Below are 24,832 nucleotides of genomic sequence, written 5' to 3' on the forward strand. Positions count from 1 at the left end.
GGCGCGCAATGCCGGCCTGAAGGAAGAGCTCATGCTGGAAGAGAAACTGAAGGAAGCCATCGTTGGCGAGTTGCAGCGGCAAGCCGCCAACCGGCCGCAGACGCTCAAGATTCAAGGCGCGGACGATGCGAACAGTTCGGAGGAGCTGATCGTCAATGGCAAGATCGATCTTGCCGCCCTGGTCATGGTGATCGCGGGATCAGTCGCCGGCGGGCCCTAGCCATACTCCTCGCCGATGCCGTATTCCCGGTAGATCTCCAGCGGGTCGAGGTCGGGAAACAGGCGGCATTTGGCCTGGGCGAGGTGCAGGGTCACCGCCGCCGGCTCCTTGCCGTTCGCCAGCATCTTGCGGATGTCGTCCATATGTGCGTTCGGCTGGTGCTTCGGTTCGAGCTGCTCCAGCGCGACCAGGGCGGTCGCGAGGGCCTCGGTCAGAACCCAGTCGTCGTGGCCGGTGATTCCCTTCTTCGGCATCGGCAGACCCCACTGTGGCGGCAGCACCCAGTCTATCGCGACTTCCGCCAAGAAAGCCATTGAGCCATTGCTGCCGCGGGTCGGGAAATGGGTCGACGGCGCTCTCCAGCTTGCATTATGGCCGCGTGTGGCTAAAAGGCGGCGACTTGCAGTATCTTTGTTGAAACAATCTTGGCGTAGACGGGCCTGCACAGCATCCGGGCCGGCTGTTCCGGTCTTGGCCCCTGATCCCGTATCGCAACGATCCGATCGCGCTTCCCCTTCAAGGCTCGAGCCAGCATGATTTTTCTCAGCTTCGTCTACCGTTTCATCACCAACTTCGCGTTCATGGCGGTGGTCTATTTCAGCCTGAACTTCATGGAGAAATATCCGAACCGGGCGATCCTGGCGATCCTGGTGCTGGTCTATGCCGCCATGCGCGCAGTCTCGACGCTGCGCGCGTTCTACTTCTTCCAGAAGATCGAGAAGCTGGAAGCCGAGACGCGGCGCCTTCAGGGCCCGATCAATGACGGCTCCGGAGGAACCAGCGCGCGCAAGCAGGTCGTGGCCGACGTCGCGCGGCTGCGGCGCGACGGCGAGCTCAAGTCCTATATGGACCTGTTCTTTCTCGCGCTGATCGTGCTGCTCTGCGTCGCCGCCATCATGCGGCAGTAACTCACGCGCGTTTCTTCGCGCTGGTCGCGAGGCGGGTCGGGCGGGGTGCAGTCGTCTTGGCCTGTGCGGCATGCTTCGGTGCGGCCTGCGCCGCATGTGCCGTTCGCCGTCCCTGCGGCTTGGCCTTGTTCTTGGCTGCATGCGGCGTCTCGGCCGCCATCGCCAGCCGCGTCGCGGCCCGCCGCGACAATGTCGTCGACAGCAGCACCTCGACCGAGCCTTCCGGGATCGCAAAGAGAGCGCGGCCGGGCACGGGCAGGGTGGCCGCGACATTGGTCTGCGCCATGGTCCGGCGCGGCAGCAGCGGCTGATGCTCGGTCTGCGCATTGAGGTCGGCGAGCGAGGGCGCCGGAAGCGCCTTGGTCTGCGTGAACACGAAGCCCGGAACGGCCGGCCAGCGCGCGATCGGCACGGTCTCGGTCGGCGGATGCAGCAGCCACTCCACCGGCGTGGTCGGTGTCGCCGGGCGGTCGGCGGTCGCGGGCACCACATGCACGATGCGATAGCCGCGCGCCTTGAGGTCGCGGATGATCTTCGGCAGCGCCGCCACGGTGCGGGCCTGGATGTCGTGCAGGAGCAAGATGCCCTTGCCTTTGGCCTCCAGCCGCTGGATCGCGAGCTGATAGACGCGGTCGGACGACACATGGCGCCAGTCGTCGGCCGGGAAGTCGGCGCTCCAGACCTGGATGCCGCGCGAAATTAGATGATGCTCGACGCCTTCGGCGCGCATCAGGCCGGGAATGCGGAAGAACGGCGCCAGCTTGGACGGATCGGTCATCGCGGCCGAGGTCCACTCGATGCCGCCGTTGATCTCGGCCTCGGCCTTCTCAATCGGCATCCGGTCGAAGGTCAGCGGATGGTTCATGCTGTGGGTGCCGACGGTGTGGCCCGCCGCCACCAGCTTGCGCACTCCGTCCGGGTTCGCCTTGGCCTGGCTGCCGATGATGAAGAAGGTCGCCTTGATGCACTCGTCGTCGAGGATCTTGAGGACCTGGTTGGAATATTTCGGCAGCGGACCGTCGTCGAAGGTCAGGACGACTTCATGGTCCTTCAGCGGCAGCGTCTCGCGATACTGCATGGTGCCGATCAGCGGATGCTCGTGCGGATCGACCACGAGGGTGCGGGACGTGCCGAGCGCGTCGGGATGGCCCGGGCAGTCGGCCGCAAGCGCCGGCGATCCGATGGTCGAACATCCAAGGAATCCGCTGAGGCAAAGGACGATCCACGATCGCGTCCGCAAGACAACGCTACTTCCGATCATGAACCCCGTCTGCCCTCATAAGCGATTGCCGCCATAGTAGGTCGGAGACATCAGGAAACGGTTCAGGCGCAAAGAACCTTTCCCATGGCAAAGTCCCCATCCATTTGCATGGGGTAGCATGAACAGAGTGTTAATAGGGTCCAAATCACCCCATTTTGCGCCGGCGTGACATTCCGGCATCAGCGCGCATCGGCATTCTTTTGCGGCACGCCGGCCGGTGCGACGTGAACCACGCGAAAACCGTTCTCCCTCAGATACCGCAGGAAGGCCGGCATGATCGCGGCCGTGCGCGCCTTGGGGTCGTGGAAGAGGACGATGCCCTTGCCGCTCGCGGCGAGGCGCTCCGTGACGAGCTTCAGTTCCTGCTCCGGCGTCATCTCGTTCCAGTCGCTGGCCCACAAATCGGCCCCGAACACGACGATGCCGCGCGACTGCAGCAGGTCGAGCTGCGCCGGCGTCCCCTGGAAATAGGGAAAGCGGAAGAACGGCGTCGAGGGCGTCGTCGTCGACGTCCCGTGCAACGCCATCTCGGCGGCCGCGATGCCGCGGTCGATCTCGCTCTTCGCCTTGTCGAACGGGATCCGCGCCATGAACGGGTGCGACCAGGTGTGGTGGCCGATGGTGTGGCCTTCACGGGCGATGCGCTTGACCATGTCGGGATGCTGCGAGGCGTGCAGGCCAATCAGGAAGAAGGTCGCGCGCACGCATTCCTGCGCCAGCGCCGCCAGCACCTTCGACGTCGTCGGCGGGTTCGGCCCGTCGTCGAAGGTCAGCACGACCTCGTGATCGGCCAGTGCAAGCGTCTGCGGAAAGCTCTTCAAGCCCACGCGCGGCGTGGTCTTGGCATCGACGCTCAGCACGCGCGAGGTGCCGAGTGCGTCCTTGCGCGGGCATTCGGCGGCTTCAGTCGAGGCGATGCCGGCGAGGGCGCCGAGGGCCGCGCCCAGCGACATCGAAGTCCACCTCAGTCGAAGCATCTTTGTCATTGCGCTCGCAGTTGGCTTGTGGGTATTGCCTGACCGTCAGCTCAGACCACCTGATCCAACCTGTCAAACGGCGAGGCGCGCCATGGATGAACATATGGACGTTGCCCGATCCGCCGCGGATTCGGTACTCGACCACGTGCCGATGCGCAATGAAGACGGCGATATCAGGCACGAATTCGTCGAGGAGATCGCGCGTGCGATCGAGGCCGGCGACAGTGCGTCGCTGCGCGCCTGCGTCGCCGAGCTGCACGAGGCCGATCTCGGCGATCTCATCGGCGCTCTGGAGCCCGACGACCGCGTCCGCCTGGTCGAGCTGACCGGGCGCGACTTCGACTTCGCCGCGCTGAACGAGGTCGACGAGGCCGTCCGCGAGGAGATCCTGGAGGAACTGCCGCCGGAGACGGTCGCCGAGGGCGTCCGAGAGCTTGAATCCGACGACGCGGTCGAGCTGCTGGAGACCCTCGACCAGGCCGAGCAGGAGGAGATCCTCGAGAAGCTGCCGCTCAAGGAGCGCGTCGCGCTCGAACGCAGCCTGCTGTATCCCGAGAATTCCGCGGGACGCCGGATGCAGACCGAGTTCATCGCGGTGCCCCAGGATTTCACCGTGGGCCAGGCGATCGACTACATGCGCGAGACGCCGGATCTGCCCGACCGCTTCTACGAGATCTACGTCGTCGACAAGGACCAGCACTGGCAGGGCGCGGTGCCGCTCGACGTGCTGCTGCGCGCGCGCCGGCCGGTGGCCTTGGCCGAGCTCACCGACGAGGACCGCCGCCGCGTCTCCGTCCTGGAGGACCAGGAAGAGGTCGCGCGCATGTTCGGCAAGTACAATCTCGTCGCAGCCCCCGTGCTCGACACCCAGGACCGCCTGGTCGGCGTCATCACCGTCGACGACGTCGTTGACGTCATCGAGGAAGAGGCGGACGAGGACCTCAAGGCGCTCGGCGGCGTCACCAGCGACGAAGAGCTGTCGGACACCTTCCTGACCATTGCGCGCGGCCGCTTCAACTGGCTGCTGGTCAATCTCGCCACCGCCTTTCTCGCATCCTCGGTGCTCGGCCTGTTCGAGGGCCAGCTCGAAAAGATGGTCGCGCTCGCCGTGCTGGCGCCGATCGTGGCGAGCCAGGGCGGCAATGCCGCGACCCAGACCATGACGGTGGCGGTGCGGGCGCTGGCGACGCGTGAGCTCGGCTCCTCCAACGCCTGGCGCGTGGTGATGCGCGAGGCGCTGGTCGGTCTGATCAACGGGCTCGCCTTTGCCGTGATCACGGGCATCGCGGCGGTGGCCTGGTTCAAGATTCCCGGCCTCGGCATCGTCATCGGGCTTGCGATGGTCTGCAACCTCATCGCCGGCGCGCTCGGCGGCATCCTGATTCCGATGGCGCTCGAACGCGTCAGGGCCGACCCGGCGGTGGCCTCCGGCACCTTCGTCACCACTGTGACCGACGTCGTCGGCTTCTTCTCTTTCCTCGGCATTGCGACGCTGTGGTTTGGGTTGAGGTAGCGGGGCGAGGCCACGCTCTCTCCACGTCATTGCGAGCTCAGCGAAGCAATCCAGAATTCCGCGGAGACAGTCTGGATTGCTTCGTCGCAAGGGCTCCTCGCAATGACGGTGGTAGGCACCTCAGCACCCTCACTCCCGTGTCCCGGGCGGGCAGCAACGCCCTTCGCGTTGCTGCGCAGAACCGGGACCCAGAAGGCGGCATACTCTGCGGAGAGATGGGCCCCGGCTCTGCGGCGCACCGCGAAGGCGCGCTGCCGCGTCCGGGGCACGAGACCGATGGACGGCGACCATCTTTAATCCCAACTTAAGCGACCTGCCGCATCATCGCCCCGCTTGGGGGAATGGACATGCGTTTGCGGCTGAAGGCGGACGGACGGATCGTCGAGTTGCGGGACGGACAGGAGTTTCCGGTCCAGCCTGCGGCCAATGCCGCGCCGGCCGAGGCCAACTCGCTTGCGGTGCGCGATTTGCGCCGCCGCGCCTGCCTCACCCAAATGGAGTTCGCCGCCAAGCTCGGCGTTCCCGTCGAGACCATCCGCAATTGGGAGCAGGGCAAGCGTGCTCCGCGGGGACCGGCCCGCGCGCTGCTCGCGGTGATCGCGCACGCCCCGGATACGGTGTTCCAGGCGCTCGCCAAAGCCTGACGCCAAGGGCCTGACGTCAAGGGCTACGAGCCCCGACGCGAACCTCCTGTTAGCATTGCGCCAAATATCCCGCCGGACTGCCGCGGCTTCCGTTGGCAGCGTCATGGGCCGGGTCCATAATGAGGCCTGATGACGTTTGGGGCTGCCGCAACGGAAGAGGACTCCTCATGCTGTTCGTCGAGGCCAGTGGCGCAAGAATCCCGGCGATCGGGCTCGGGACCTGGGAGCTGAGCGGAAGGCCTGCGGCGCGTCTGGTCGAGCAGGCGCTGCGGCTCGGCTATCGCCACATCGACACCGCGCAGGTCTACGACAATGAACGCGAGGTCGGCGACGGCTTGCGCGCCTCGGGCGTGCGCCGCGACGAGGTCTTTCTCACCACCAAGGTCTGGACCAACCATTTCGCGCCCCATGATCTCGAGCGCTCGGTCAAAGAGAGCCTGGCGCGCTTACGGCTTACCTCCGTCGACCTGTTGCTACTGCACTGGCCCAATCCGCACGTGCCGCTGGCGGAGACGCTCGGCGCACTGTCGCATGCCAAGCGCATGGGCCTGACCCGCCACATCGGCGTCTCCAATTTCACGGTGGCTCTGATCGAGCAGGCGGTGGCGCTATCGGGCGAGCCGCTGGTCTGCAACCAGGTCGAATATCACCCCTATCTCGACCAGGCGAAGGTGAGGGCGGCCTGCGATCAGCATGGACTTGCACTCGTCGCCTACAGCCCGATCGCCAAGGGCCGCATCAAGTCCGACCAGAGGCTGGCCGAGATCGGGCGCACCCACCGCAAGACGCCGGCGCAGATCTGTCTGCGCTGGCTGGTGCAACAGAATGTCGCTGCGATCCCGCGCACCTCGCGCATCGAGCGCCTGTCTGAAAACATCGAGATCTTCGATTTCGAGCTGTCGGAGGATGAGATGAGCCGGATCGCCGCACTCGCCAGTCCCAAGGGTCGCCTGACCGACTTCGGCTTCGCCCCGAAATGGGATTGAGGGGGGGCTGGGGTATGCTAGGACCGCGACGGCAACCCAAGATCGGTCGATGGAACTGCGGAAGATCATACGGACGGACATTGCGGCGTCGGCAATCGCGCATCTGACGCTGGTGGCGCTGATCATCGTGATCAGCGAGGTCCATCCGTTTCACGCCGCGCCGCCCGAGACTGTTACCGTCGACATCGTCACGCCGGAGCAGGTGAAGGAGGAGATCAAGGAGCAGGAGACGAGGGAGGCGGCCAAGGAGAAAGTGCCGGAGCCGCCGCCCGATCTGAAGCTGCCGAAGCTTGATTTCACCGACAAGTCCGAAGCGGCGGGCAAGCCTGCGGCCAAGCAGCAGGCAGCGGCACCATCGCCGCAGCAAACGCCAGTTGAACCGCAGCAGAAGCAGCCGCCGCCGCAACCCTCGTCGGCGCCGAAGCAGCGTGAGGCCAACGTGCAGCCGCAGCCTGAACAGCCGCAGCCCTCGCAACAGCCGCCGCCGCAACCGCAGCAACCGCCGGCCCAGCCAATGCAGCAGCCATCGATGCAACCGCCGCCACAGGCCGCGCCGCCGCCGGCCTATCAGGCTCCGCAGCCTGACGTCACCGTCAAATACGGCGTCATGCTGGGTCTGCCGCCTGAATTGCCGCCGCAGCCGCCGAAAGACGCCCCCAAGGACGATGGCGGCGATGCCAAGGATTCGATCGCAGCCAAGCTGCCGGCTGAAATCATCGCCGCGCTTCGCAGCCACTTGCGGAGCTGTGCGAAATTGCCGGCCGGACTTGCGCCGACCGACAACGTTCACATCAAGCTGCGCACGGTGTTCGCCACCGACGGCACGCTGGCGCGCGAGCCGATCCTGCTCGAGGCCCCGCCGTCCACAAAAGGGGTGACCCTCGTGAAGTCCGCAATGAGCGCGCTTCAGAATTGTCAGCCCTACAAGATGCTGCCAGCCAATCTGTACGAGGAATGGAAGGTGCTGGACCTGTCGTTCAGCCCGCGGGATTTCGGCGGGTAGCTCGGGTAGCTCTTGTAGCCCGGGTGAGCGCAGCGATACCCGGGACACCACTCGCAAAGATCCCGGATGTCGCGGAGCCTGTCATCGGGCGGCGCGTCGCGCCGACCCGTTGGCTCATCCGGGCTACGCGATCGCGCCTGTGTCGCCCCGCTGTTAATCCAGCCGCGCAAAAATATTCCACTTTACCGAAATTCGGTTTTGTCGTATGTGTCGTGCATCCCGGCTCATCCAAGAGGGGCGATCTTGTGTCGTCACTGTCGCGAGCCGGGCTTGCGGTGGACGCGGCAGCGTCGGCATGAGAGGTGCGGGCAGGGCGGGTAGTCCCTGTGAGCCCGCAACCGCGTGCAGACGAGCGGCGCTGCTAGGTTCGTCTCGTCTGTAAGTTTCCGGCTTTGTCGACAGGGCTGGGAAAACTGCGGCGAAATGGCGGCCGTGCGTACGGCAAAACCGTGTGGTCCTGGCCGTCGTTGCTACGGTCAAGCTTTTCGCGAAGGTGCGAGCGAGCCCAACCGGGCAGACTGCATCATGCAATTTGCGGGGCGAGGGAGGCCAGAAGGAAAGTTCGGCTCCCGGGAGAGCACGGCATAAGCCGTCCGACCATCGCGCAGGGAAGGCCGAGTGATCGGCACCACCTGTATGCTGCTGTGCGGTTCTTTCTGCGTGTGCGTTTCGCGCAGCGGACCGCGGGTGCCAGTCGGCACCCGGCCTTCCCTGCGCCCTCTTGGATTTAGAGGGACGAAAGATGAAGCAAAGCTCGGGCGATTCAAGCCGCGAGGCTGAAGAGGCACGTCTGTGATTCAGATTGCGAACCGGAAGGGCGAAGCAGTTGCCACACACCCTGGCATCGTAGGGTGGGCAAAGCGAAGCGTGCCCACGACTTTGCGTATCGTCGTCGGACTCGTGGGCACGGCGCTTTGCGCCTTTGCCCACCCTACGGCACCGCGCCGCGTCGCAGAGCCGCGCTCAATGACCGCGCTTTCCCATCTCCTCACCATCCACGCCCTCCGGCGCCATCGCCGCCCATGCGCTCGATGCAAACTGCCGTCGCCAGGTCACGATCACCACGGCTGCCGTGGTCACGAACAGCAGCCAGGGGCTGACGAACCAGCCGAGATAGCCGAGTGCGAAGAAGAAGGCGCGCTGGCCGCGGTTGAAGTGGCGGCCGGCGGATTCGAACAGGCGCGAGGTGCGGATGACATGGGCTTCGGCCGCTGGTGTGTCGCGCTGGTCCGCGGGCGGCATGCCGCCGAACAGGATCGCGACGTAGTTGAACAGGCGGTAGGCCCAGGCGAACTTGAAAAAGGCATAGACGCAGATCAGCACGAGGCCGACGCATTTCAGCTCCCACATGGCCGGCGAGGTGCTGAGGTCGATCGGCAGCTTGCTCAAAATCGTGATGGCGTCGTTGGTGGCGTGCAGCAGCGCCAGCGCGCCGCCGAGCGCGAACAGGCTGGTGGAGGCGAAGAAGGCGGTGCCGTTCTGAAGCGAGGCCATGATCTGCATGTCGACCATGCGGGTGTCGCGATCGAGCAGGCGGCGCACCCAGACCTCGCGATAGCGGTTCATGCGCGCCGACAGGCTGTCGCGGCCATAGGCCGAATGCTCCAGCGTCAGCGCATAGACCAGCCATTCGATGATGAAGAAGCCGACGGCGGTGATGTCGACCCAATGCCTGCTCATGTCTGTCTCCTGGCGCGGACCGCAACGATTGCCACGCATGGCGAGACGCAGCAATGATTGATTGGCGGCAGGCGATGGCGTTAAAAGCGGCTCGATCTAGGACGTCTCGGGAAGGACTGATGACATGGCTGCGCTGAAACTTGCGATCGGCAACAAGAACTACTCGTCATGGTCGATGCGGCCCTGGCTCGCGCTTCGCGCCAACGACATCCCGTTCGTGGAGACGCTCATCCCGCTCTACACCGACAATCCCGCGGACAAGGAGCAGATCCTGTCCTTCAGCCGCGCCGGCAAGGTGCCGGTGCTGGTCGACGGCGACGTCACGGTGTGGGATTCGCTCGCCATCATCGAATACATCGCCGAGCGCTATCCGGAAGCGAAGCTGTGGCCGGACGACGTCACCGCGCGCGCGTATGCCCGATCGGTGTGCGCCGAGATGCATTCCGGATTCGTCGCTCTGCGCAACGAATGCGGCATGAACCTGCATCGGCCGATCCGTCCCGTGGCGCTGTCGGCGGACGCCAAGGCCAACATCGCCCGCATCGAAGAGATCTGGCGCGAGTGCCGCACGCGCCATGGTGCCAAGGGTCCGTTCCTGTTCGGCCGCTTCGGTGCCGCGGACGCGATGTATGCGCCGGTCGTGCACCGCCTGCGCACCTACGCGATCGACGTCGCGCCGGACACCAAGGCCTACATGGAGACGATGATGGCGCTGCCGGCGTTCCAGGAATGGACCCGCGACGGGCTGGCCGAAACGCTCGTCATCGCCAAGTTCGAGGACGCCTGATCGCCGGGTCCGATCGGGGCGGCCGGCCGCGTGCCGGCCGGCGGCGCTCATGGTCCGGCAATTGACCGGGGGCCACGGATCACCCGGGCTGCGACCGGCCTGCGACACGCCGCCTGAACGCGCGGCCCGGCTGGTATCATCCGGCCCGCCGGTTCCATCTCTATCACTCTGAAAAGACTGCCATATGTGCGTGTTTGCCATGCTGGCTTGGCGCTGGCCAAAACCGCCGGCCGCGTGCTATACAGCGCCTGGGTTTCTGGCCGGCCGTCGCAGTGGGACCATGGGCGAGGCAGGCGTTGTTTGAGTGGAGAGGGTGTTGAAGCACAAATTCCCGATTGGAACGCGCGTATTGTTCACGGCCAGCAACGTCGCGCGCCCCGCTGCCAGCGGCTCGTATGAGGTCATCCGTCTGCTGCCGACCGACGGCGACGATTGCCAGTACCGGATCAAGAGCTCGACCGAAGCCTTCGAACGCGTCGCCAAGGAAAGCCAGCTCGCGCTCTCCTGAAGATCGACGCCATCAGCGCATTCGCGCCTCCTGCGGAATTGGTATCCTGCCGCCGTCAAAAGGCCCGCTTCACCTTCAAAAGGTGCGCCGGGGCAGTTGCCGACCCGCGGTGCTCGCTTGACCATTCGCTCTCTGCTCGCGTGAGGGACGTCGCGCATGAACTGGGCATGGGCCACTTCGCTCGACCAAATCTGGCGCTCGCCGGCCTTTCCGATGTGGATGACGCTGGCCGCTGCCGGATTCTTCGGGTTGATTCTCGTGATCACGCTGCTGCGCGCCGATAGGTCGGTCGCCAATGGCGCGCTGACGGTGATCACGCTGCTGTCCATCGCGATCGCCGGAGCTGCCACCGTGCGCGTCTATGGACCGGCGGGGCAGGACGCCCCGACCGAAGCGCGTGCGCAAGGTGCGGTGATCGCAAGCCTGCCGGCGCTGTCGTGCCTCGACGATCTCGCCGGCGATGCGGTCGCCATCGGCTGCGAGAAGGCGCTGTTCGGTGCGCCGGATGCCGTGGCTGCGGCTGTCTCCTACACCGCGGCCCGGATCGACCGGCTGATGGCGCTCGGTGATGCCGCGACCGCCGACAAGAGCCTGACGGCGGATTTGAAGGCGCTGCGCAAGGCGCTGGAGCACGATCGCTACGGCCTCGTCGCGCAGGTGCTCGTCGCGCGCGACGGCTGCACGCAGTTCGACTGCGCCGCGTTCCGCGCGCTGACGGACCAGCAGCAGGTCGCCGCCAACATGGATTCCCATCTCTACGACACGCTGGTCGCGCGCCATGTGCCGACCTGGAACGCGCCTGCAGCGGTGCCGCCAATGCCGGCCACGGCGGCGCTTAGCGGGCTGCCGCCCTCGATGCCGACGGGCAAGCCGACCAGTGCGGAGTTCCCGAGCGCCTCGTCGACGCCGCCGGTGAGCATCATGAATCCGGAGCCTACGGCGACGACGCGGCAGGCGGCGCCCGCCGCAAACGCAACGGCAGCGCCGCGCGCGCCAGCGGCTGCCTCCGCACAAGCCGCGGCGCCTGCGGCACCACCGGCCGCGAAGAAGCCGCCGGCTCCCAAGGCTGCTCGCGCTCCCGCAGCACCGGTTCCGCTCGCTCCGCCGCCGGCCACGGCGGCCGCTCCCGCGGCTGCGGATAACGAGTAGATCGGCATTCCAAATGCGGTGCTGCCCGGCTAATGCTTGGGCATGCCGCTACATCTGATCAAGCTCGCCGTCGGCTGCGACTCCGTCAAGGAATTGAAGGAGTGGATCGCCGAACGGATGCAGACCGCCAAGAAGAAGGGTCTGCCGCAACATCACATCCACATCACGCGCATGGTGCCCAAGCGCGACGCCGAGATCCTCGCGGGCGGGTCGCTCTATTGGGTGATCAAGGGCGAGATCGCCGCCCGGGAAAAGATCATCGGCATCGAGCCGTTCCGCGACAAGGACGGCATCGGGCGTTGCCGCATCGTGATGCAGCCGAAGGTGATCTCGGTGTCGCCGCGGCCGATGCGCCCGTTCCAGGGCTGGCGCTATCTCACCGACGATTCCGTGCCGCCCGATCTCGGCAAGTCCGCCGCCGGCTCGATCGCGGCGATGCCGGAGCCGATGCGACGCGAGTTGCGCGATCTCGGGCTGCTCTAGACCGCGATATTATCGATCAGCCGGGTGTTGCCGAGCTTCGCCGCGACTAGGATCCGCAAGGGGCCGTCCTTGCGTGAGGTGATCTCGGCCAGCGTCTCGGCATGGCGGACTTCGAAATAGTCGAGCACGAAGCCGGCGGCCTTGATCATCTCGGCGCCGCCGGCCATCGCAGGCGCGATGGCATCGCCGGCCTTGATCCGCCGCGCGCTCGCTTTCATGGCACGGTAGAGGACGGTGGCGGTCTGCCGCTCCTCGGGCGACAGATAGACGTTGCGCGAGGACATCGCGAGCCCGTCGCGCTCGCGCACGGTGCGGGAGCCGACGACCTTCACGCCGAGGTCGAGATCGCGCGCCATCTGCGTCACCACCCGCAACTGCTGAAAGTCCTTTTCGCCGAAGATCGCAAAGTCCGCCCGGCACTGCGTGAACAGCTTGCCGACGACGGTGGCGACGCCGCCGAAGAAATGCGGGCGGAAGCGGTCCTCGAGGCCGGCGAGCGCCGGCCCATCCGGCACGATTCGGGTGGCGAAGCCGTCGGGATACATGGCCTTGACGTCCGGATGCCAGACGACGTCGACGTCCTCGGCCGCGAGCTTGGCGATGTCGGCCTTCCAGGTGCGCGGATAGGCGCCGAAATCCTCGGTGGGGGCGAACTGGGTCGGGTTGACGAAAATCGAGACCACAACGCGGCTGGCGCGCCGTTTGGCGAGGCGCACGAGGGACACATGGCCGTCATGGAGGGCCCCCATGGTCGGGACCAGTGCGATCGTGGCCTTTCGCTTGCGAAGATTGTCGACGGCGCGGCGCAAGGTTGGGACCGTGCGGACGATCAGGGGGCTCGGTGACATCAGGACTCGACAGGTTGGGAATCGGCGCGGCACGATCTGGCGCCCGGGGCGACTAACCTTAACAAGCAGGGATCGTGGACGCCATGCATGCGGATGCGGCACAGCATCCCGCGCAAGGCAGCGCACGACAGCGCGAGATTGTGGGCTGGATCACACACGAAAATTGGCGCCGCGATTCATGATGAAGCACGGCGCGATACGATTTGCATGACCTGTCACGCATTTCACTTGACCGCAGACGCGGCCAACTCGAAGATTATTCGTCAGGGGTATTGAGGATCGCCATGCTTGTGCAGGCTAGCCAAGGCCAATCCGGCTCGGCGCACGTTGTCGTGCTCGGCAACGAGAAGGGCGGCTCCGGCAAATCGACCACCGCCCTGCACATCGCGGTTGCGCTCCTGAAGGCCGGACAGCGCGTCGCCACCATCGACCTCGACTGCCGTCAGCAGAGCTTTACCCACTACATCGGTAATCGTGCCGCCTGGGCGCGCCGCACCAAGCTCGACCTCGAGCTACCGGTGCATCGCTGCATCAAGCTCGGCGAGACCATGCAGATCGCCGAGAACGAGAACTCCGAGTTCCAGCAGTTCATGGAGGCGGTCTCGGCAGTCGAGAGCAACTTCGACTTCATCGTCATCGATACGCCGGGCACCGATAGCTACCTCATGCGCCTCGCGCACTCGATGGCCGACACGCTGGTCACGCCGATCAACGACAGCTTCCTCGATTTCGACGTGCTCGGTACCGTCGATCCGGCGAGCTACGCGGTGACGGGCGAGAGCCACTATGCCGAGATGGTGCGCGACGTCAGGCGCAAGCGCCGCCAGCTCGACGGTTCGACCACCGACTGGATCGTCGTGCGCAACCGCCTGTCGATGCTCGGCTCCCGCAACAAGCAGCTGGTCGCGGAGGGGTTGAAGGACCTGTCGCTGCGGCTCGGCTTCCGCTATGTCGACGGCTTCGCCGAACGCGTGGTCTATCGCGAATTTTTCCCGCGCGGCCTGACCGCCCTCGACGAGATCGACGAGGCCACGCTCGGCATGCGGCCCAATCTCGGCCATCTCACCGCACGGGAAGAGGTGACGAGCCTGCTTCGCCAGCTCAAGCTGCCGCTCGACGAGCGCGGCCGCCGCCGCGCCGCCAACCGGGCCGAGTGGTTCAATCAGATCGACAAGCCGCTCGAAGTTCACGACATCCTGGGCGCCTGAGCGGTATATCGCTACTTTCGATCGATCAGAATGCTTGGTTCCCGCGGGAACCCTGGTCGCGTTCGGCCGTTTTCATCCCGCATTACCGTGAAATTGAACCCGATCGCCACTGGTTGCGTCCGATGGTCAGCTGCACCCTGACGTAGCTTGGGAATAGCGGGTGCCTAAAAAACGTGTGCGCCGCACAATGAAAGAGCTGCCGGTTCACAATATTTGGCCTTCCTGTCACGCGCCTGTGACATATATTAGCGAATAGGCGACCAGGGGACGAAGAGCCCCGGAAGAACACGATTTTCAACAGGGATTCAGGCCGCAAGAGCCTGAGGCTGAGGACGAAAATGAAGCGTGGAATTGCCGTTTTGGTTTCGGTCAGTGCCCTCTGCGGCATCGCCTATTTCACGGCGAGCAAGTGGGCGATCAAGCACGAGACCGTCACTTTCTACGACGCTTCGCGTGACAACCGTCCGGTGCCCGTGCAAATCGCGGTGCGACGCGACAAGGAAATGCAGGCCAATGCCGGCATGATCACGCTGCCGGTCGCAGTGATCAATCACGGCAATACCGTCAAGAACACCGAATACGGCTTCCTCGCCAACATCTTCGCTGCGCGCGGCTACATGGTCGTGAGCCCGCAGCACGATCTGCCGACCGATCCTCCGATGGTCACCAAGCCCGGTGAGCTCTATGTCGGCCGGCTGCCGCAGATCCTGCGCGGCGTCGCCAACATTCATCTCGCCATGCAGGAGTTGAAGAAGGTTCAGCCCAACGCCGACTACGCCAGGGTGACGATGGTCGGCCACTCCATGGGCGGCGACATCACGATGTATTTCGCCAAGCAGTATCCGGATGAGGTCAAGAAGGTCGTCACGCTCGACAATTTGCGCGTGCCGTTCGTCACCGCGGGCAAGTTCAAGATCCTGTCGTTCCGTTCGCAGGATCCGCAGTTCAAGGCCGATGCGGGCGTGCTCCCGACCGACGAGGAATGCGAGAAGGCGGGTATCCAGGTCGTGAAGACCGAGTTTCAGCACAACGACATGCGCGACACCGGTCCGGATGTCGCCAAGAGCTCGATCCAGAGCATGCTCGACAAGTTCCTGAGCGCGACCGACAGCGAGATCGCGCCGGTCGACACGCAATCGTCGCCGCCCAACATCCTCGAGCCCGGCCCGGTCGCGCTGATGGCGCCCGCCAAGAGCTAACATCGAGAGCCGACGCTCTCACCCCCGATTGTACTGATTTCCAAAGCCTCCGCCGGCCTCCGCCCGCGGAGGCTTTGCACATTGACCGGGCTGCCCGCGCTGACCACATTAGCTGCTTACGCAGGGTCAAGCGATGTCGGGCGAACCCATCAAGCCGCGCGGCGGCGATGCCGTCTCGGCGCAAGCAGGCGGCGCGGTGCCGCAGGCCGGAACGTCGACCGCGGAGGACATTGCCGCTTTCGTCGCCAAGGCGCGGGCGCTGTCACCCCATGCGCCGGGCGCGAAGGGGCGGCTGATCTTCGCGTTGGATGCCACGATGAGCCGGCAGCCCACCTGGGACATGGCCTGCGCGCTTCAGGCCGACATGTTTCGCGAGACCGCGGCACTCGGCAGTCTCGATATCCGGCTCGTCTACTATCGCGGTCTGAACGAGTGCCGCGCCACGGGGTGGATCTCGGACAGCACCAGGCTTGCGGCGTTGATGAGCAGGATCGATTGCCGCGGCGGCGACACTCAGATCGGCAAGGTGCTGAGCGAGGCGCGGCGCGAAGCGGTCGCGTCGGGCGTGCGCGCCGTCGTCTTTGTCGGCGATGCCATGGAGGAGAATGTCGACGAGCTCTGCGTCAAGGCCGGCGAACTCGGCATGCTCAAGGTGCCCGTGTTCGTGTTTCAGGAAGGTCATGACGCGGTTGCCGAGCAGGCCTTTCGTGAGATCGCGCGCCTGACCGGCGGCGCCTGGTGCCGGTTTGATCCGGGCGCGGCGGCGCAGCTGCGTGAGCTTCTGCGGGCCGCCGCGGCCTATGCCGCCGGTGGTCGCGAGGCATTGTTGAAATTGGCGAAGACCACGAGCGGAGCGGCCCAGCTGATCGGTCAGATGAAGTAGCGCTCAGGCCGTCGCGGCTCGCGGCGGGCGTATGCCATGCATTTTGCCGCGAGGGCGACTATATTCCTGTTATGACCCTGATCGCCGGCGCTGTCGCAATTATCACGCTTTACCTGCTGCTCCAGATGTTCCGCGCCGCCAACCCTGCGGTGCTGGCGCGCGCCATCAGGTTCGGCGGCGGCGTGGTGGCGCTGGCGGTCGCAGCATTCACGGGCTTGCGGGGCGAGCTGGCGGTGGCGATCCCGCTGGGGATTTTCGGCGCCGGGCTGCTGGGTTGGAAGCCGCTGGCAAACGCCGGCTTCGGCAATGTCGGTGGGCTGTTCGGCGTCGGTGCCGCGCCCGCGTCAGGCCAGGCCTCGCGCGTGCGCTCGCAATTCCTGGACATGCGGCTCGACCACGACACCGGCCAGCTTGGCGGGCAGATCGTCGCCGGGCCTCACGCCGGGCGCGATCTCGGCGAGTTCGATCTCGCGGGCCTGTTGGCGATGGTCCCGACGTTCGACGCGGAGAGCGTGGCCCTACTTGAAAGCTATCTGGACCGCCGGTTTCCCGCTTGGCGTCAGAACGCGCAGGGCGACGCGGCAAGGGGGCAGCGCCGCACGGCGGCGAGCGGCAAAATGACGGCGGAGGAGGCCTATCAGATCCTTGGCCTGCAGCCGGGGGCGGGGCGCGACGACATCAGCCGGGCGCACAAGTCCCTGATGAAGAAACTCCATCCCGACCAGGGGGGCTCGAACTATCTCGCTGCCCGTGTAAACGAGGCCAAGGATACTCTGCTTCGTACGCATAACGGCTAACTCCGGCACCACGCTACAAACGCCCGTACCGCGTGAGCTCCACTTGCTCCGTTTGCCGTCGCCCCGATGCCCGCCATTGTCGGCGTGGTCGATCCCTTGAGGGAAGTTTTAACCGTAATTTATTGACGAGAGGTTGTCGCGGAACAGCCTTGTCATGAGCAGCGCCCGCGTGACCGCGACCCCAAAACGAAAATGCCCGCGCTAAGCGCGGGCATTTCGTCTCGAACGGGGAAGGAGATCAGTTGCGGACGGTGATGCAGGAGATCTCGGCGCGCTTCAGGGTGCGGCAGACGGCTTCGGCCTGGTCGCGCTCGAGGCCGGCGAAGCGGGCGCGGTAGAGCTTGCGATTGTCCTTTGCCACGACTTCGGTGAACGGATCAGCCTTGCTGAGCAGGCCGCGGGCCGAGCTGCGCGCGGCGTCGATGCGGTGCTGCGCTTCGTTCTCGCTCTCGAGCGCGCCGACCTGGACGATCCAGCCGCTGTGGGTGACGACCGGCTTGGTGGTGGCGCTCATCTGGACCGGCGTCGGATCGGCGGAGGCGAGCTTTGGACCCGCCGGGGCGGGCGCGGCGGCCGTTGCGGCCGGCAACACCCCGAGGACGCCGTTCCCGGTGCCGAATCCCGCGGGCTGCCGCGGCATTTCGGTACGGGCGATCTCGGCCTTTGGCGCTTCCGGTTGGCTGACGATCTCGGGCTTGTTGATGAGATCGGCCCGGGCGACGACGGCGCCGGAGGTTTCCGCGACGTCGGAACGGGGCGGAATGGCGTTGGTGACCGGCGGGGCGACCTGGGTGGGGGCGGCGGAGGCGACCTTCACGGCGCCGGCCTTGACCTGAACCGTCTTGACCCGAACCGGCTTCATCGGCTCGGACGAGCCGGGAATGATGGAGAGCGGCTGGCTCGAGATCACGCCATTGGTGAGCGGCGCGGGCTCGATCCTGGATTCCGTCGGCCGAACCTCGGGTTTGGGCTGGGCCGGCGGCACCGCGGCCGTCGCAGCCGCCAGCGTCGACAGACGTGCAGCCAGACGCGACGGGGCGGCTTCGGGAGCAGGAGCGGCTGCGGCCTGAACCGGCGCAGCGGGGCGTACCGGAGTATCCGATGCGTCGGCGACCTCGACATTGGCATCAGCGCCGTTACGCTCGCTGACCGCGACAACGGTGTGGGCGGTTGCGCCCTTCTCGAGATTCTCGGCGAGCAGGTTGCGCATGATGGCATCGCGCGAGCCGCCGCTGCGGCCGCCGAGCACGACACCGATCAGGTGGCGGTTGCCGCGGCGCATCGAGCTGACGAGATTGAAGCCGGAGGCGCGGGTATAGCCGGTCTTGATGCCGTCCACGCCCTCGACGCTGCCGAGCAGGTGATTGTGGTTGCGGATCGACTGTCCACGCCAGTTGAAGGTGGAGGTGGCGAAATAACGATAGTAGCGCGGGAAGCGCTCCTGGATGGCGCGCCCGAGCGTGGCCTGGTCGCGCGCGGTCGTGACCTGCTCGTCGTTGGGAAGGCCGTTGGCGTTGCGGTACACCGTCTTGGACATGCCGAGCGCGCGGGCCTTGCGCGTCATCATCTGGGCGAAGTCGTCCTCGTCGCCGGCGATTGCTTCCGCGATGACCACCGCGGCGTCGTTGGCGGACCGGGTGACGAGACCCTTGATGGCATCCTCGACACGGATGGTCTGGCCGGCACGCAGGTTCAGCTTGGTCGGATCCTGATCGGCGGCATGCTTGGACACCGGCATCTCGGTGTCGAGTTTCATCTTCCCGGACTCAAGGCGCTCGAACAGCAGGTAGAGCGTCATGATTTTGGTCAGCGAGGCGGGGTGCCGGATCCCGTCGGGGCTCGTTGCCTGCAGCACCGCGCCGGAATTGCCGTCGACGATGATGGACGCGAATTTCGGGCTGGAGCTCTCGGACACATCGCGCTGCACCCGGTGGTGCGCGTATTGGCGGCGATGGCGCCGCGCCTCGGCGGCATCGGTGGTGAAGATGACCGCGGTGGTGACCGTAAGAAGCCCGAAAACGCCAACCCGCACCAAGCGCGAGGAAGACAAGTTTTTACGAAGCATGGAACCCCGTCCCCGTTTCTGACTTGATCACCGGCTCGTGAGGCGAAATTGTGCCCAATGGACCCGGGATCATTACCTGCTCAGGCTGTCCCTCCGCTGGTGTTCGCCGCGGGGGACGTTCGGCCTGAGCCGCTATTCTGGCTAAGGTGATGTTCTTAAACGGCTTTTGACCGTTTGCGGAAGTTGAACACGTCCAGGGAATCAGGGTAGGGGGCCGGGGTTTCCAAAAGCTTAAGGAATTGTTGCGGGAAACCCCGGGAATCTCAGCGATTTCAATCTATTTTTGTGCGTCGCACAAGATTCTTGACTTTTTTGTGCGTTGCACTAATTGTGGGCAGAGTCAGGGAGCCGGGGCTTCCCGACGAGAGCCAGGGAAAAGGATTCCGAAATGTTCAAGGTTGAAGACTTTCAGAACTACGGGAAAGAGCACTTCGAGCAGTACGTCGCCTCCGCGACCTCGGTGCAGCACGGCCTCCAGGCGATCGCCAGCGCCTATGGCGACTATACGAAGAAGTCGTTCGAAGACACCAAGTCCTTCGTCGAGAAGCTTTCCGGCGTGAAGTCGCTGGACAAGGCCATGGAAGCGCAGACCGACTTCGCCCGTTCCTCCTACGAGACCTTCGTTGCGGAATCGCAGAAGATCGCCGGCCTCTACAGCGACCTCGCCAAGCAGGCGTTCAAGCCGGTCGAGACCATCGTGTCGAAGTTCACCCCGGCCGCCCAGTAACGTTTTCAGGACATCCTGGAATCGAAAAGCCCGGCTGAACCAGCCGGGCTTTTTGTTTGCGCGCGGTCGATCCGTCAGCGCGCCACGCGCAGCTTCGACAGCGAGGTGCCGATGTCCTTGAACACGGAGACGGTCTGGCTGGCCGATGTGACCAGATAGAACTTGTCGGTGCTGCTGGCGCAATATTGCAGCACGCTCGAGGTCGGATCGCTGCCCGTGTTCACCTGCACCGTGTAGATGGTGATGTTCTCGGCCTTGGCGTTGTCGCACAGCTTTTTCTGTCGCGTGTCGATCTGCGAAGCATTGCTGTACCAGCGGTTCTGCGTGTTCAGACCGTCGGAGAGCAGAACGATCGCGTCCTTGTAGGGGTAGTTCGCATCCTTGGCCGGCGCGTTCATGGGATTGCCGGTCGACAACGTCATCCAGCCCCAGGCCAGGCCGATGCCCTGGTTGGTGTTGCCGGTCGGCTTCATGGCATCGATGCGGCTCTTGAGCGCGCTCCAATCGTAGCTCAGCGGCATGATCGGTTGCAGATAGGACGAACTGCCGGAGTTGCAGTAGGAATACTGCTCGGCCGGGAAGAGCGTCCCCACATTGCCGCTCGCCGGCGAGGTGTTCTTGGTGTCGTAGTCCTGATCGCGATCGACCACGCAGCCGGTCCAGGTGCTGTGGTTGGCCGGCGCCCACTTCCAGTTATTGCAGTTCCAGTTGTTGCCTGCGGTGCAAGTCCAGCTGCCATTGGCGGCATCCCATTCGCTGAAGTCGATCCAGTCCTTGTTGTAGTTGCTGGCGCCGACGTTGACGTCCTTGGCGAACGGAACGATCGAGATGTAGACGTCGCCATCGGCCTTCGCGAGCGCGCTGAGCTGATCGACCAGATTCTTCGCGGCCGTCTGCATCGCCGGCATCTTGCCGTCCTGAGCCATGGAGCCGGTGTTGTCGAGCACCAGGGCCACGCGCATGCGGACGTTGCCCCAAGCGCTGGTGGACGTGGTGCCGATGCCGAGCGTCGGAAAGCCGGCGATCTTCATGAAGCTGGTCGTGTAGGTGCCAGTTCCGGTGAGCTGGATCGTGGAGCCCATGCTGGTGCTCGCGGTATAGGTGGCGGCGACGCTGACCGATGGCAGGGTGGCGGTGCCGGTAAACAGCGCGTTGAAATAGGCTTGCGCCTTCGTGCTGATCTGCGACGTGGTGATGGTGCCGGACGACAGATCCTTGGAGAGCATCAGAGCGGCCGAGTCGAGGGCCGCCTGCATGGACGTGCGGGCCTGGACAGCGCGGCTATAGTCCACCGCGGCACCGACCAAGCTCAGGACCGGGACCAGCGCGATGGCGAAGATCATGGCGATATTGCCTTGCTCGGCGGCCGCGAAGCGGGCGAGCCGTCGACCGATCAGGCTGACAAGCGGCGAGCGAAACATGACGATCCCCGAAATCCCTGGTTTTGCCCGATTTCGCGCCACGCCGTTGAATGCTTGGTAAATTGCACCGTAGAAGTCCGGGGGAGCCCGGGCGAAACGTCGCAATCGTGTTAAATGACCGGGTTCCTGGTCAAAACGTTCTAACCGACGTCGCGGAAATTTTTGTCAAATCGGTCCGGGTTGATTAACCTTTGCAGGATCGCCCGGACGGGAATCGGGACTGTCGCAACCGCATCGGCCGGATTTCTGCGCGCTTGCGGCGAGCCGGGGGCAGGCCCATATTGCTGGCGAACGATCCGGCTTGGACCGGATTTGTCGGGAGCGGCGATCCAACAAGGCGGCGCGCCTGCGCCAGGCTCCGACGGGCGGGGTCGCGCGGTGACCGCCATTCGCTTCCATGGGGAATTTGAACGCCTGAGCCATGCCGCAATTGACTTCCAGACTCGACCTGTCCGCGCCAGCCGCTGCCTACGCTCCTCGCTTGAGCAATGACGAGAACCGTTCGGGTAACCCCTCGGGTCCGAACACTTCGGTCATCACCAAGGTCAAGCCCAAGACCAAACGGCCGAACCTCTACCGGGTGCTGATCCTGAACGACGATTACACGCCGATGGAATTCGTCGTCCACGTGCTGGAGAAGTTCTTCAACAAGGACATCGAGGCCGCGACCAAGATCATGCTGCATGTCCACCATCATGGCATCGGGGAGTGCGGCGTGTTCACCTACGAGATCGCCGAGACCAAGGTGACGCAGGTGATGGATTTCGCCCGCAAGCACCAGCACCCGCTGCAATGCGTGATGGAAAAGAAGTAATCCCGCGTTCGAGTTCTTTAGAGTGGTTCTGTTCGCGTGGTGTGTGATGGCAGCACATCTTGCTGCATGATCCGGCGACCATCGGCACCAGCGTCAACCCTGCCCAAATGGGTAGTTCTGCCCAAATCGGAACGGGTTTTGCATCCGAAAATACCGCGGGTGTGTCGCCGCCTGAGTCGCGGAACCGGTCTTTCGCCGCGATCTTGTATAACTATATGTGACAAAGGTTGTTGTTGCCTGACCGGGCGATGGCGATCATGATGGTGGGGGCCATAGAGGACGCGAATGCCGACTTTTTCCCAAAGCCTTGAACAATCCCTGCATCGTGCACTGGCGATCGCAAACGAGCGTCATCACCAATACGCGACGCTCGAGCATCTCTTGCTCTCCTTGATCGACGACTCCGATGCAGCCGCCGTCATGCGCGCCTGTAGCGTCGATCTCGACAAGCTCCGCACGAGCCTGGTTAATTATCTTGAGACCGAATTCGAGAACCTGGTGACGGATGGCGCCGACGACGCCAAGCCGACCGCCGGCTTCCAGCGCGTGATCCAGCGCGCGGTGATCCACGTGCAATCCTCCGGTCGTGAAGAGGTGACCGGCGCCAACGTGCTGATCGCGATCTTCGCCGAGCGCGAGAGCCACGCCGCGTATTTCCTGCAGGAGCAGGACATGACGCGCTATGACGCGGTCAACTACATCAGCCATGGCATCGCCAAGCGGCCGGGCGTCTCCGAGGCGCGGCCGGTGCGCGGCGTCGACGAGGAGACCGAGGCCAAGGGTAACGAGGACGCCAAGAAGAAGGGCGAGGCGCTCGATACCTATTGCGTCAACCTCAACAAGAAGGCGCGCGACGGCAAGATCGATCCGGTGATCGGACGCAATTCCGAAATCAACCGTGCGATCCAGGTGCTGTGCCGCCGACAGAAGAACAACCCGTTGTTCGTCGGCGAAGCCGGCGTCGGCAAGACCGCGATCGCGGAGGGCCTCGCCAAGCGCATCGTCGACAGCGAAGTGCCGGAGGTTCTGGCAGCCGCCACGGTGTTCTCGCTCGACATGGGCACGCTGCTCGCGGGCACGCGCTATCGCGGCGACTTCGAAGAGCGCCTGAAGCAGGTGCTGAAGGAGCTCGAAGCGCACCCCAACGCCATCCTGTTCATCGACGAAATCCACACCGTGATCGGTGCGGGCGCGACGTCGGGCGGGGCGATGGATGCCTCGAACCTGCTCAAGCCCGCGCTTGCCTCGGGCACGATCCGCTGCATGGGCTCGACCACCTACAAGGAATACCGCCAGCACTTCGAAAAGGACCGCGCGCTGGTGCGGCGCTTCCAGAAGATAGACATCAACGAGCCGACGGTCGAGGACGCCATCGCGATCCTCAAGGGTCTCAAGCCGTATTTCGAGGACTACCACCGGCTGAAGTACACCAATGAGGCGATCGAGGCCGCTGTCCAGCTCTCCTCGCGCTACATCCACGACCGCAAGCTGCCGGACAAGGCGATCGACGTGATCGACGAATCCGGTGCGGCGCAGATGCTGGTCGCCGAGAACAAGCGCAAGAAAACCATCGGCATCAAGGAGATCGAGACCACGATCGCCTCGATGGCGCGGATCCCGCCGAAGAGCGTGTCGAAGAACGACGCCGAGGTGCTCAAGCATCTCGAGCAGACCCTGAAGCGCACCGTATTCGGTCAGGACAAGGCGATCGAGTCGCTCGCCGCTTCGATCAAGCTGGCGCGTGCCGGCCTGCGCGAGCCGGAGAAGCCGATCGGCAGCTACTTGTTCTCGGGTCCGACCGGCGTCGGCAAGACCGAGGTCGCAAAGCAGCTTGCTGCAAGCCTCGGCGTCGAGCTGTTGCGCTTCGACATGTCCGAATACATGGAGCGGCACACTGTATCCCGCCTGATCGGCGCGCCTCCCGGCTATGTCGGCTTCGACCAGGGCGGCCTGCTCACCGACGGCGTCGACCAGCATCCGCATTGCGTGGTGCTGCTCGACGAAATCGAGAAGGCGCATCCCGACCTCTACAACGTGCTGCTCCAGATCATGGATCACGGCCGGCTCACCGACCACAACGGCAAGCAGGTCAATTTCCGCAACGTGATCCTGATCATGACCACGAACGCGGGGGCTTCCGATCTCGCCAAGCAGGCGTTCGGCTTCACGCGCTCCAAGCGGGAAGGCGACGACCACGAGGCGATCAACCGGCAGTTCGCGCCGGAATTCCGCAACCGCCTTGATGCCGTCGTCTCGTTCGGCCATCTCAGCGTCGAGGTGATCGGCACGGTCGTGGAGAAGTTCGTGCTGCAGCTCGAGGCGCAGCTCGGCGATCGCGACGTCACCATCGAGCTGTCCGAGCCGGCCAAGGCCTGGCTGGTCCAGCATGGCTACGACGAGCAGATGGGCGCGCGCCCCATGGCCCGCGTGATCCAGGAGCACATCAAGAAGCCGTTGGCCGACGAGGTGCTGTTCGGGAAGCTGAAGGGCGGCGGCCATGTCCGCGTCGTTCTGGTCAAGGACGAGGCCGACGAGACCAAGGACAAGATCGGCTTCGAATTCGTCGAGGGGCCGGTTACCCCGAAGCAGGAGAAGCTGCCCGGCACCCGCAAGCGTCCTCCGGGCAAGTCCAAGCCGGGTGGCCCCGGCGGCTCCAAGGGGCCGACCTCCAAGGGTCCGCTGGTCAAGGCTTGATCTAGCGCATCATGAATCGAAAGGCCGGCTGCGAAGCCGGCCTTTTTGTTTCCGAGG

The 24,832-nt window shown here is 64.8% G+C and carries 24 protein-coding genes; 17 read left to right on the plus strand and 7 right to left on the minus strand.

All coding sequences use genetic code 11. The features are described 5' to 3' along the window. The first annotated feature begins 31 nt into the window (after positions 1-31). A complete protein-coding gene (locus IVA81_RS09975; RefSeq protein WP_247315295.1) occupies positions 32-220 on the plus strand; it encodes a hypothetical protein in 189 nt (62 codons plus the stop codon). Here the strand turns inward: IVA81_RS09975 and IVA81_RS09980 are convergent. Continuing rightward, a complete protein-coding gene (locus tag IVA81_RS09980; protein ID WP_247315486.1) occupies positions 217-474 on the minus strand; it encodes a hypothetical protein in 258 nt (85 codons plus the stop codon). The genes IVA81_RS09975 and IVA81_RS09980 overlap by 4 nt on opposite strands. Positions 475-753: 279 nt before the next feature. On the opposite strand from IVA81_RS09980, the gene IVA81_RS09985 reads away from it, so the two are divergent. Next, positions 754-1,128: a hypothetical protein gene (locus tag IVA81_RS09985; protein ID WP_247315299.1), complete on the plus strand. Its 375-nt coding sequence runs from the start codon at positions 754-756 to the stop codon at positions 1,126-1,128. A gap of 1 nt (position 1,129) precedes the next feature. On the opposite strand, the gene IVA81_RS09990 is transcribed toward IVA81_RS09985, so the two are convergent. Both IVA81_RS09990 and IVA81_RS09995 read right to left on the minus strand, forming a co-directional pair. After that, positions 1,130-2,389 carry a polysaccharide deacetylase family protein gene (locus tag IVA81_RS09990; protein ID WP_247315301.1) on the minus strand — a complete coding sequence of 420 codons (1,260 nt, stop codon included), beginning with the start codon at positions 2,387-2,389 and terminating at the stop codon, positions 1,130-1,132. A gap of 179 nt (positions 2,390-2,568) precedes the next feature. Next, positions 2,569-3,342, minus strand: coding sequence for a polysaccharide deacetylase family protein (locus IVA81_RS09995; RefSeq protein ID WP_247315304.1), 774 nt, complete (start codon positions 3,340-3,342; stop codon positions 2,569-2,571). Positions 3,343-3,457: 115 nt separating this feature from the next. On the opposite strand from IVA81_RS09995, the gene mgtE reads away from it, so the two are divergent. From mgtE to IVA81_RS10015, 4 genes are all read left to right on the plus strand, one after another. Next, positions 3,458-4,879: a magnesium transporter gene (mgtE, locus tag IVA81_RS10000; protein ID WP_247315307.1), complete on the plus strand. Its 1,422-nt coding sequence runs from the start codon at positions 3,458-3,460 to the stop codon at positions 4,877-4,879. Between the two features lie 341 nt (positions 4,880-5,220). Next, on the plus strand, positions 5,221-5,523 hold the full coding sequence (locus tag IVA81_RS10005; RefSeq protein ID WP_247315310.1) for a helix-turn-helix domain-containing protein: 303 nt from the start codon (positions 5,221-5,223) through the stop codon (positions 5,521-5,523). 167 nt (positions 5,524-5,690) lie between these two features. Next, positions 5,691-6,509, plus strand: coding sequence for an aldo/keto reductase (locus IVA81_RS10010; protein WP_247315312.1), 819 nt, complete (start codon positions 5,691-5,693; stop codon positions 6,507-6,509). Between the two features lie 49 nt (positions 6,510-6,558). After that, on the plus strand, positions 6,559-7,512 hold the full coding sequence (locus IVA81_RS10015; protein ID WP_247315315.1) for a hypothetical protein: 954 nt from the start codon (positions 6,559-6,561) through the stop codon (positions 7,510-7,512). 963 nt (positions 7,513-8,475) lie between these two features. Here IVA81_RS10015 and IVA81_RS10020 read toward each other — a convergent pair. Further along, complete coding sequence (locus IVA81_RS10020) at positions 8,476-9,192, minus strand: DUF599 domain-containing protein (RefSeq protein ID WP_247315325.1); 717 nt, start codon at positions 9,190-9,192, stop codon at positions 8,476-8,478. Positions 9,193-9,316: 124 nt separating this feature from the next. Here IVA81_RS10020 and IVA81_RS10025 point away from each other — a divergent pair, with 124 nt between their 5' ends. The 4 genes from IVA81_RS10025 to IVA81_RS10040 all read left to right on the plus strand — a co-directional run bounded on the left by IVA81_RS10025 (position 9,317) and on the right by IVA81_RS10040 (position 12,119). Beyond that, entirely contained in the window at positions 9,317-9,979 is a 663-nt protein-coding gene (locus IVA81_RS10025) for a glutathione S-transferase family protein (RefSeq protein ID WP_247315327.1), read from the plus strand. A 316-nt stretch (positions 9,980-10,295) separates the two neighbouring features. Then, on the plus strand, positions 10,296-10,487 hold the full coding sequence (locus tag IVA81_RS10030) for a hypothetical protein (RefSeq protein WP_026202495.1): 192 nt from the start codon (positions 10,296-10,298) through the stop codon (positions 10,485-10,487). Positions 10,488-10,643: 156 nt separating this feature from the next. Beyond that, positions 10,644-11,636, plus strand: a complete 993-nt coding sequence (locus tag IVA81_RS10035; protein ID WP_247315329.1) for a hypothetical protein — start codon at positions 10,644-10,646, stop codon at positions 11,634-11,636. Positions 11,637-11,678: 42 nt separating this feature from the next. After that, on the plus strand, positions 11,679-12,119 hold the full coding sequence (locus IVA81_RS10040) for a DUF1489 domain-containing protein (protein WP_247315332.1): 441 nt from the start codon (positions 11,679-11,681) through the stop codon (positions 12,117-12,119). Here the strand turns inward: IVA81_RS10040 and panC are convergent. Continuing rightward, positions 12,116-12,967, minus strand: coding sequence for a pantoate--beta-alanine ligase (gene panC, locus IVA81_RS10045; RefSeq protein ID WP_247315334.1), 852 nt, complete (start codon positions 12,965-12,967; stop codon positions 12,116-12,118). The genes IVA81_RS10040 and panC overlap by 4 nt on opposite strands. A gap of 284 nt (positions 12,968-13,251) precedes the next feature. Between panC and IVA81_RS10050 the strand changes: the two genes are divergently transcribed. From IVA81_RS10050 to IVA81_RS10065, 4 genes are all read left to right on the plus strand, one after another. Continuing rightward, the gene (locus tag IVA81_RS10050) at positions 13,252-14,175 is read left to right on the plus strand and encodes a division plane positioning ATPase MipZ (protein WP_247315337.1); all 924 of its coding nucleotides are present in this window, start codon (positions 13,252-13,254) and stop codon (positions 14,173-14,175) included. Positions 14,176-14,513: 338 nt separating this feature from the next. After that, positions 14,514-15,374 (plus strand): alpha/beta fold hydrolase, encoded by an 861-nt coding sequence (locus IVA81_RS10055; RefSeq protein WP_247315340.1) that lies wholly within the window; start codon positions 14,514-14,516, stop codon positions 15,372-15,374. Between the two features lie 133 nt (positions 15,375-15,507). Then, complete coding sequence (locus tag IVA81_RS10060; RefSeq protein ID WP_247315342.1) at positions 15,508-16,257, plus strand: VWA domain-containing protein; 750 nt, start codon at positions 15,508-15,510, stop codon at positions 16,255-16,257. 71 nt (positions 16,258-16,328) lie between these two features. Beyond that, positions 16,329-17,054: a DnaJ domain-containing protein gene (locus IVA81_RS10065; RefSeq protein ID WP_247315344.1), complete on the plus strand. Its 726-nt coding sequence runs from the start codon at positions 16,329-16,331 to the stop codon at positions 17,052-17,054. Positions 17,055-17,292: 238 nt separating this feature from the next. Here IVA81_RS10065 and IVA81_RS10070 read toward each other — a convergent pair whose 3' ends face one another. Then, positions 17,293-19,119: a D-alanyl-D-alanine carboxypeptidase gene (locus IVA81_RS10070; protein ID WP_247315346.1), complete on the minus strand. Its 1,827-nt coding sequence runs from the start codon at positions 19,117-19,119 to the stop codon at positions 17,293-17,295. A 388-nt stretch (positions 19,120-19,507) separates the two neighbouring features. Here IVA81_RS10070 and IVA81_RS10075 point away from each other — a divergent pair, with 388 nt between their 5' ends. Next, positions 19,508-19,846: a phasin family protein gene (locus IVA81_RS10075; RefSeq protein ID WP_028143975.1), complete on the plus strand. Its 339-nt coding sequence runs from the start codon at positions 19,508-19,510 to the stop codon at positions 19,844-19,846. 74 nt (positions 19,847-19,920) lie between these two features. Here IVA81_RS10075 and IVA81_RS10080 read toward each other — a convergent pair whose 3' ends face one another. Continuing rightward, positions 19,921-21,267: a pilus assembly protein gene (locus IVA81_RS10080; RefSeq protein ID WP_247315348.1), complete on the minus strand. Its 1,347-nt coding sequence runs from the start codon at positions 21,265-21,267 to the stop codon at positions 19,921-19,923. A gap of 481 nt (positions 21,268-21,748) precedes the next feature. On the opposite strand from IVA81_RS10080, the gene clpS reads away from it, so the two are divergent. Both clpS and clpA read left to right on the plus strand, forming a co-directional pair. Continuing rightward, on the plus strand, positions 21,749-22,081 hold the full coding sequence (gene clpS / locus IVA81_RS10085) for an ATP-dependent Clp protease adapter ClpS (protein ID WP_026202494.1): 333 nt from the start codon (positions 21,749-21,751) through the stop codon (positions 22,079-22,081). A 285-nt stretch (positions 22,082-22,366) separates the two neighbouring features. Continuing rightward, a complete protein-coding gene (clpA, locus tag IVA81_RS10090) occupies positions 22,367-24,775 on the plus strand; it encodes an ATP-dependent Clp protease ATP-binding subunit ClpA (RefSeq protein WP_247315351.1) in 2,409 nt (802 codons plus the stop codon). Positions 24,776-24,832: the final 57 nt, after the last annotated feature.

The sequence above is a fragment of the Bradyrhizobium sp. 141 genome, assembly GCF_023074055.1.
Lineage (GTDB): Bacteria > Pseudomonadota > Alphaproteobacteria > Rhizobiales > Xanthobacteraceae > Bradyrhizobium.

Excerpts from the sequence above, each read along its gene's own strand:
- IVA81_RS10060 (WP_247315342.1), top strand. The coding sequence starts at position 15,508 with ATGTCGGGCGAACCCATCAAGCCGCGCGGCGGCGATGCCGTCTCGGCG.
- mgtE (WP_247315307.1), top strand. The coding sequence starts at position 3,458 with ATGGATGAACATATGGACGTTGCCCGATCCGCCGCGGATTCGGTACTC.
- IVA81_RS10020 (WP_247315325.1), bottom strand. The coding sequence starts at position 9,192 with ATGAGCAGGCATTGGGTCGACATCACCGCCGTCGGCTTCTTCATCATC.
- IVA81_RS09990 (WP_247315301.1), bottom strand. The coding sequence starts at position 2,389 with ATGATCGGAAGTAGCGTTGTCTTGCGGACGCGATCGTGGATCGTCCTT.
- IVA81_RS09975 (WP_247315295.1), top strand. The coding sequence starts at position 32 with ATGCTGGAAGAGAAACTGAAGGAAGCCATCGTTGGCGAGTTGCAGCGG.
- IVA81_RS10015 (WP_247315315.1), top strand. The coding sequence starts at position 6,559 with ATGGAACTGCGGAAGATCATACGGACGGACATTGCGGCGTCGGCAATC.
- IVA81_RS09980 (WP_247315486.1), bottom strand. The coding sequence starts at position 474 with ATGCCGAAGAAGGGAATCACCGGCCACGACGACTGGGTTCTGACCGAG.
- IVA81_RS10035 (WP_247315329.1), top strand. The coding sequence starts at position 10,644 with ATGAACTGGGCATGGGCCACTTCGCTCGACCAAATCTGGCGCTCGCCG.
- IVA81_RS10070 (WP_247315346.1), bottom strand. The coding sequence starts at position 19,119 with ATGCTTCGTAAAAACTTGTCTTCCTCGCGCTTGGTGCGGGTTGGCGTT.
- clpA (WP_247315351.1), top strand. The coding sequence starts at position 22,367 with ATGCCGACTTTTTCCCAAAGCCTTGAACAATCCCTGCATCGTGCACTG.
- IVA81_RS10065 (WP_247315344.1), top strand. The coding sequence starts at position 16,329 with ATGACCCTGATCGCCGGCGCTGTCGCAATTATCACGCTTTACCTGCTG.
- IVA81_RS10005 (WP_247315310.1), top strand. The coding sequence starts at position 5,221 with ATGGACATGCGTTTGCGGCTGAAGGCGGACGGACGGATCGTCGAGTTG.
- IVA81_RS10055 (WP_247315340.1), top strand. The coding sequence starts at position 14,514 with ATGAAGCGTGGAATTGCCGTTTTGGTTTCGGTCAGTGCCCTCTGCGGC.
- IVA81_RS10050 (WP_247315337.1), top strand. The coding sequence starts at position 13,252 with ATGCTTGTGCAGGCTAGCCAAGGCCAATCCGGCTCGGCGCACGTTGTC.
- IVA81_RS10010 (WP_247315312.1), top strand. The coding sequence starts at position 5,691 with ATGCTGTTCGTCGAGGCCAGTGGCGCAAGAATCCCGGCGATCGGGCTC.
- IVA81_RS09995 (WP_247315304.1), bottom strand. The coding sequence starts at position 3,342 with ATGTCGCTGGGCGCGGCCCTCGGCGCCCTCGCCGGCATCGCCTCGACT.
- IVA81_RS10080 (WP_247315348.1), bottom strand. The coding sequence starts at position 21,267 with ATGTTTCGCTCGCCGCTTGTCAGCCTGATCGGTCGACGGCTCGCCCGC.
- panC (WP_247315334.1), bottom strand. The coding sequence starts at position 12,967 with ATGTCACCGAGCCCCCTGATCGTCCGCACGGTCCCAACCTTGCGCCGC.
- IVA81_RS09985 (WP_247315299.1), top strand. The coding sequence starts at position 754 with ATGATTTTTCTCAGCTTCGTCTACCGTTTCATCACCAACTTCGCGTTC.
- IVA81_RS10075 (WP_028143975.1), top strand. The coding sequence starts at position 19,508 with ATGTTCAAGGTTGAAGACTTTCAGAACTACGGGAAAGAGCACTTCGAG.
- IVA81_RS10025 (WP_247315327.1), top strand. The coding sequence starts at position 9,317 with ATGGCTGCGCTGAAACTTGCGATCGGCAACAAGAACTACTCGTCATGG.
- IVA81_RS10040 (WP_247315332.1), top strand. The coding sequence starts at position 11,679 with ATGCCGCTACATCTGATCAAGCTCGCCGTCGGCTGCGACTCCGTCAAG.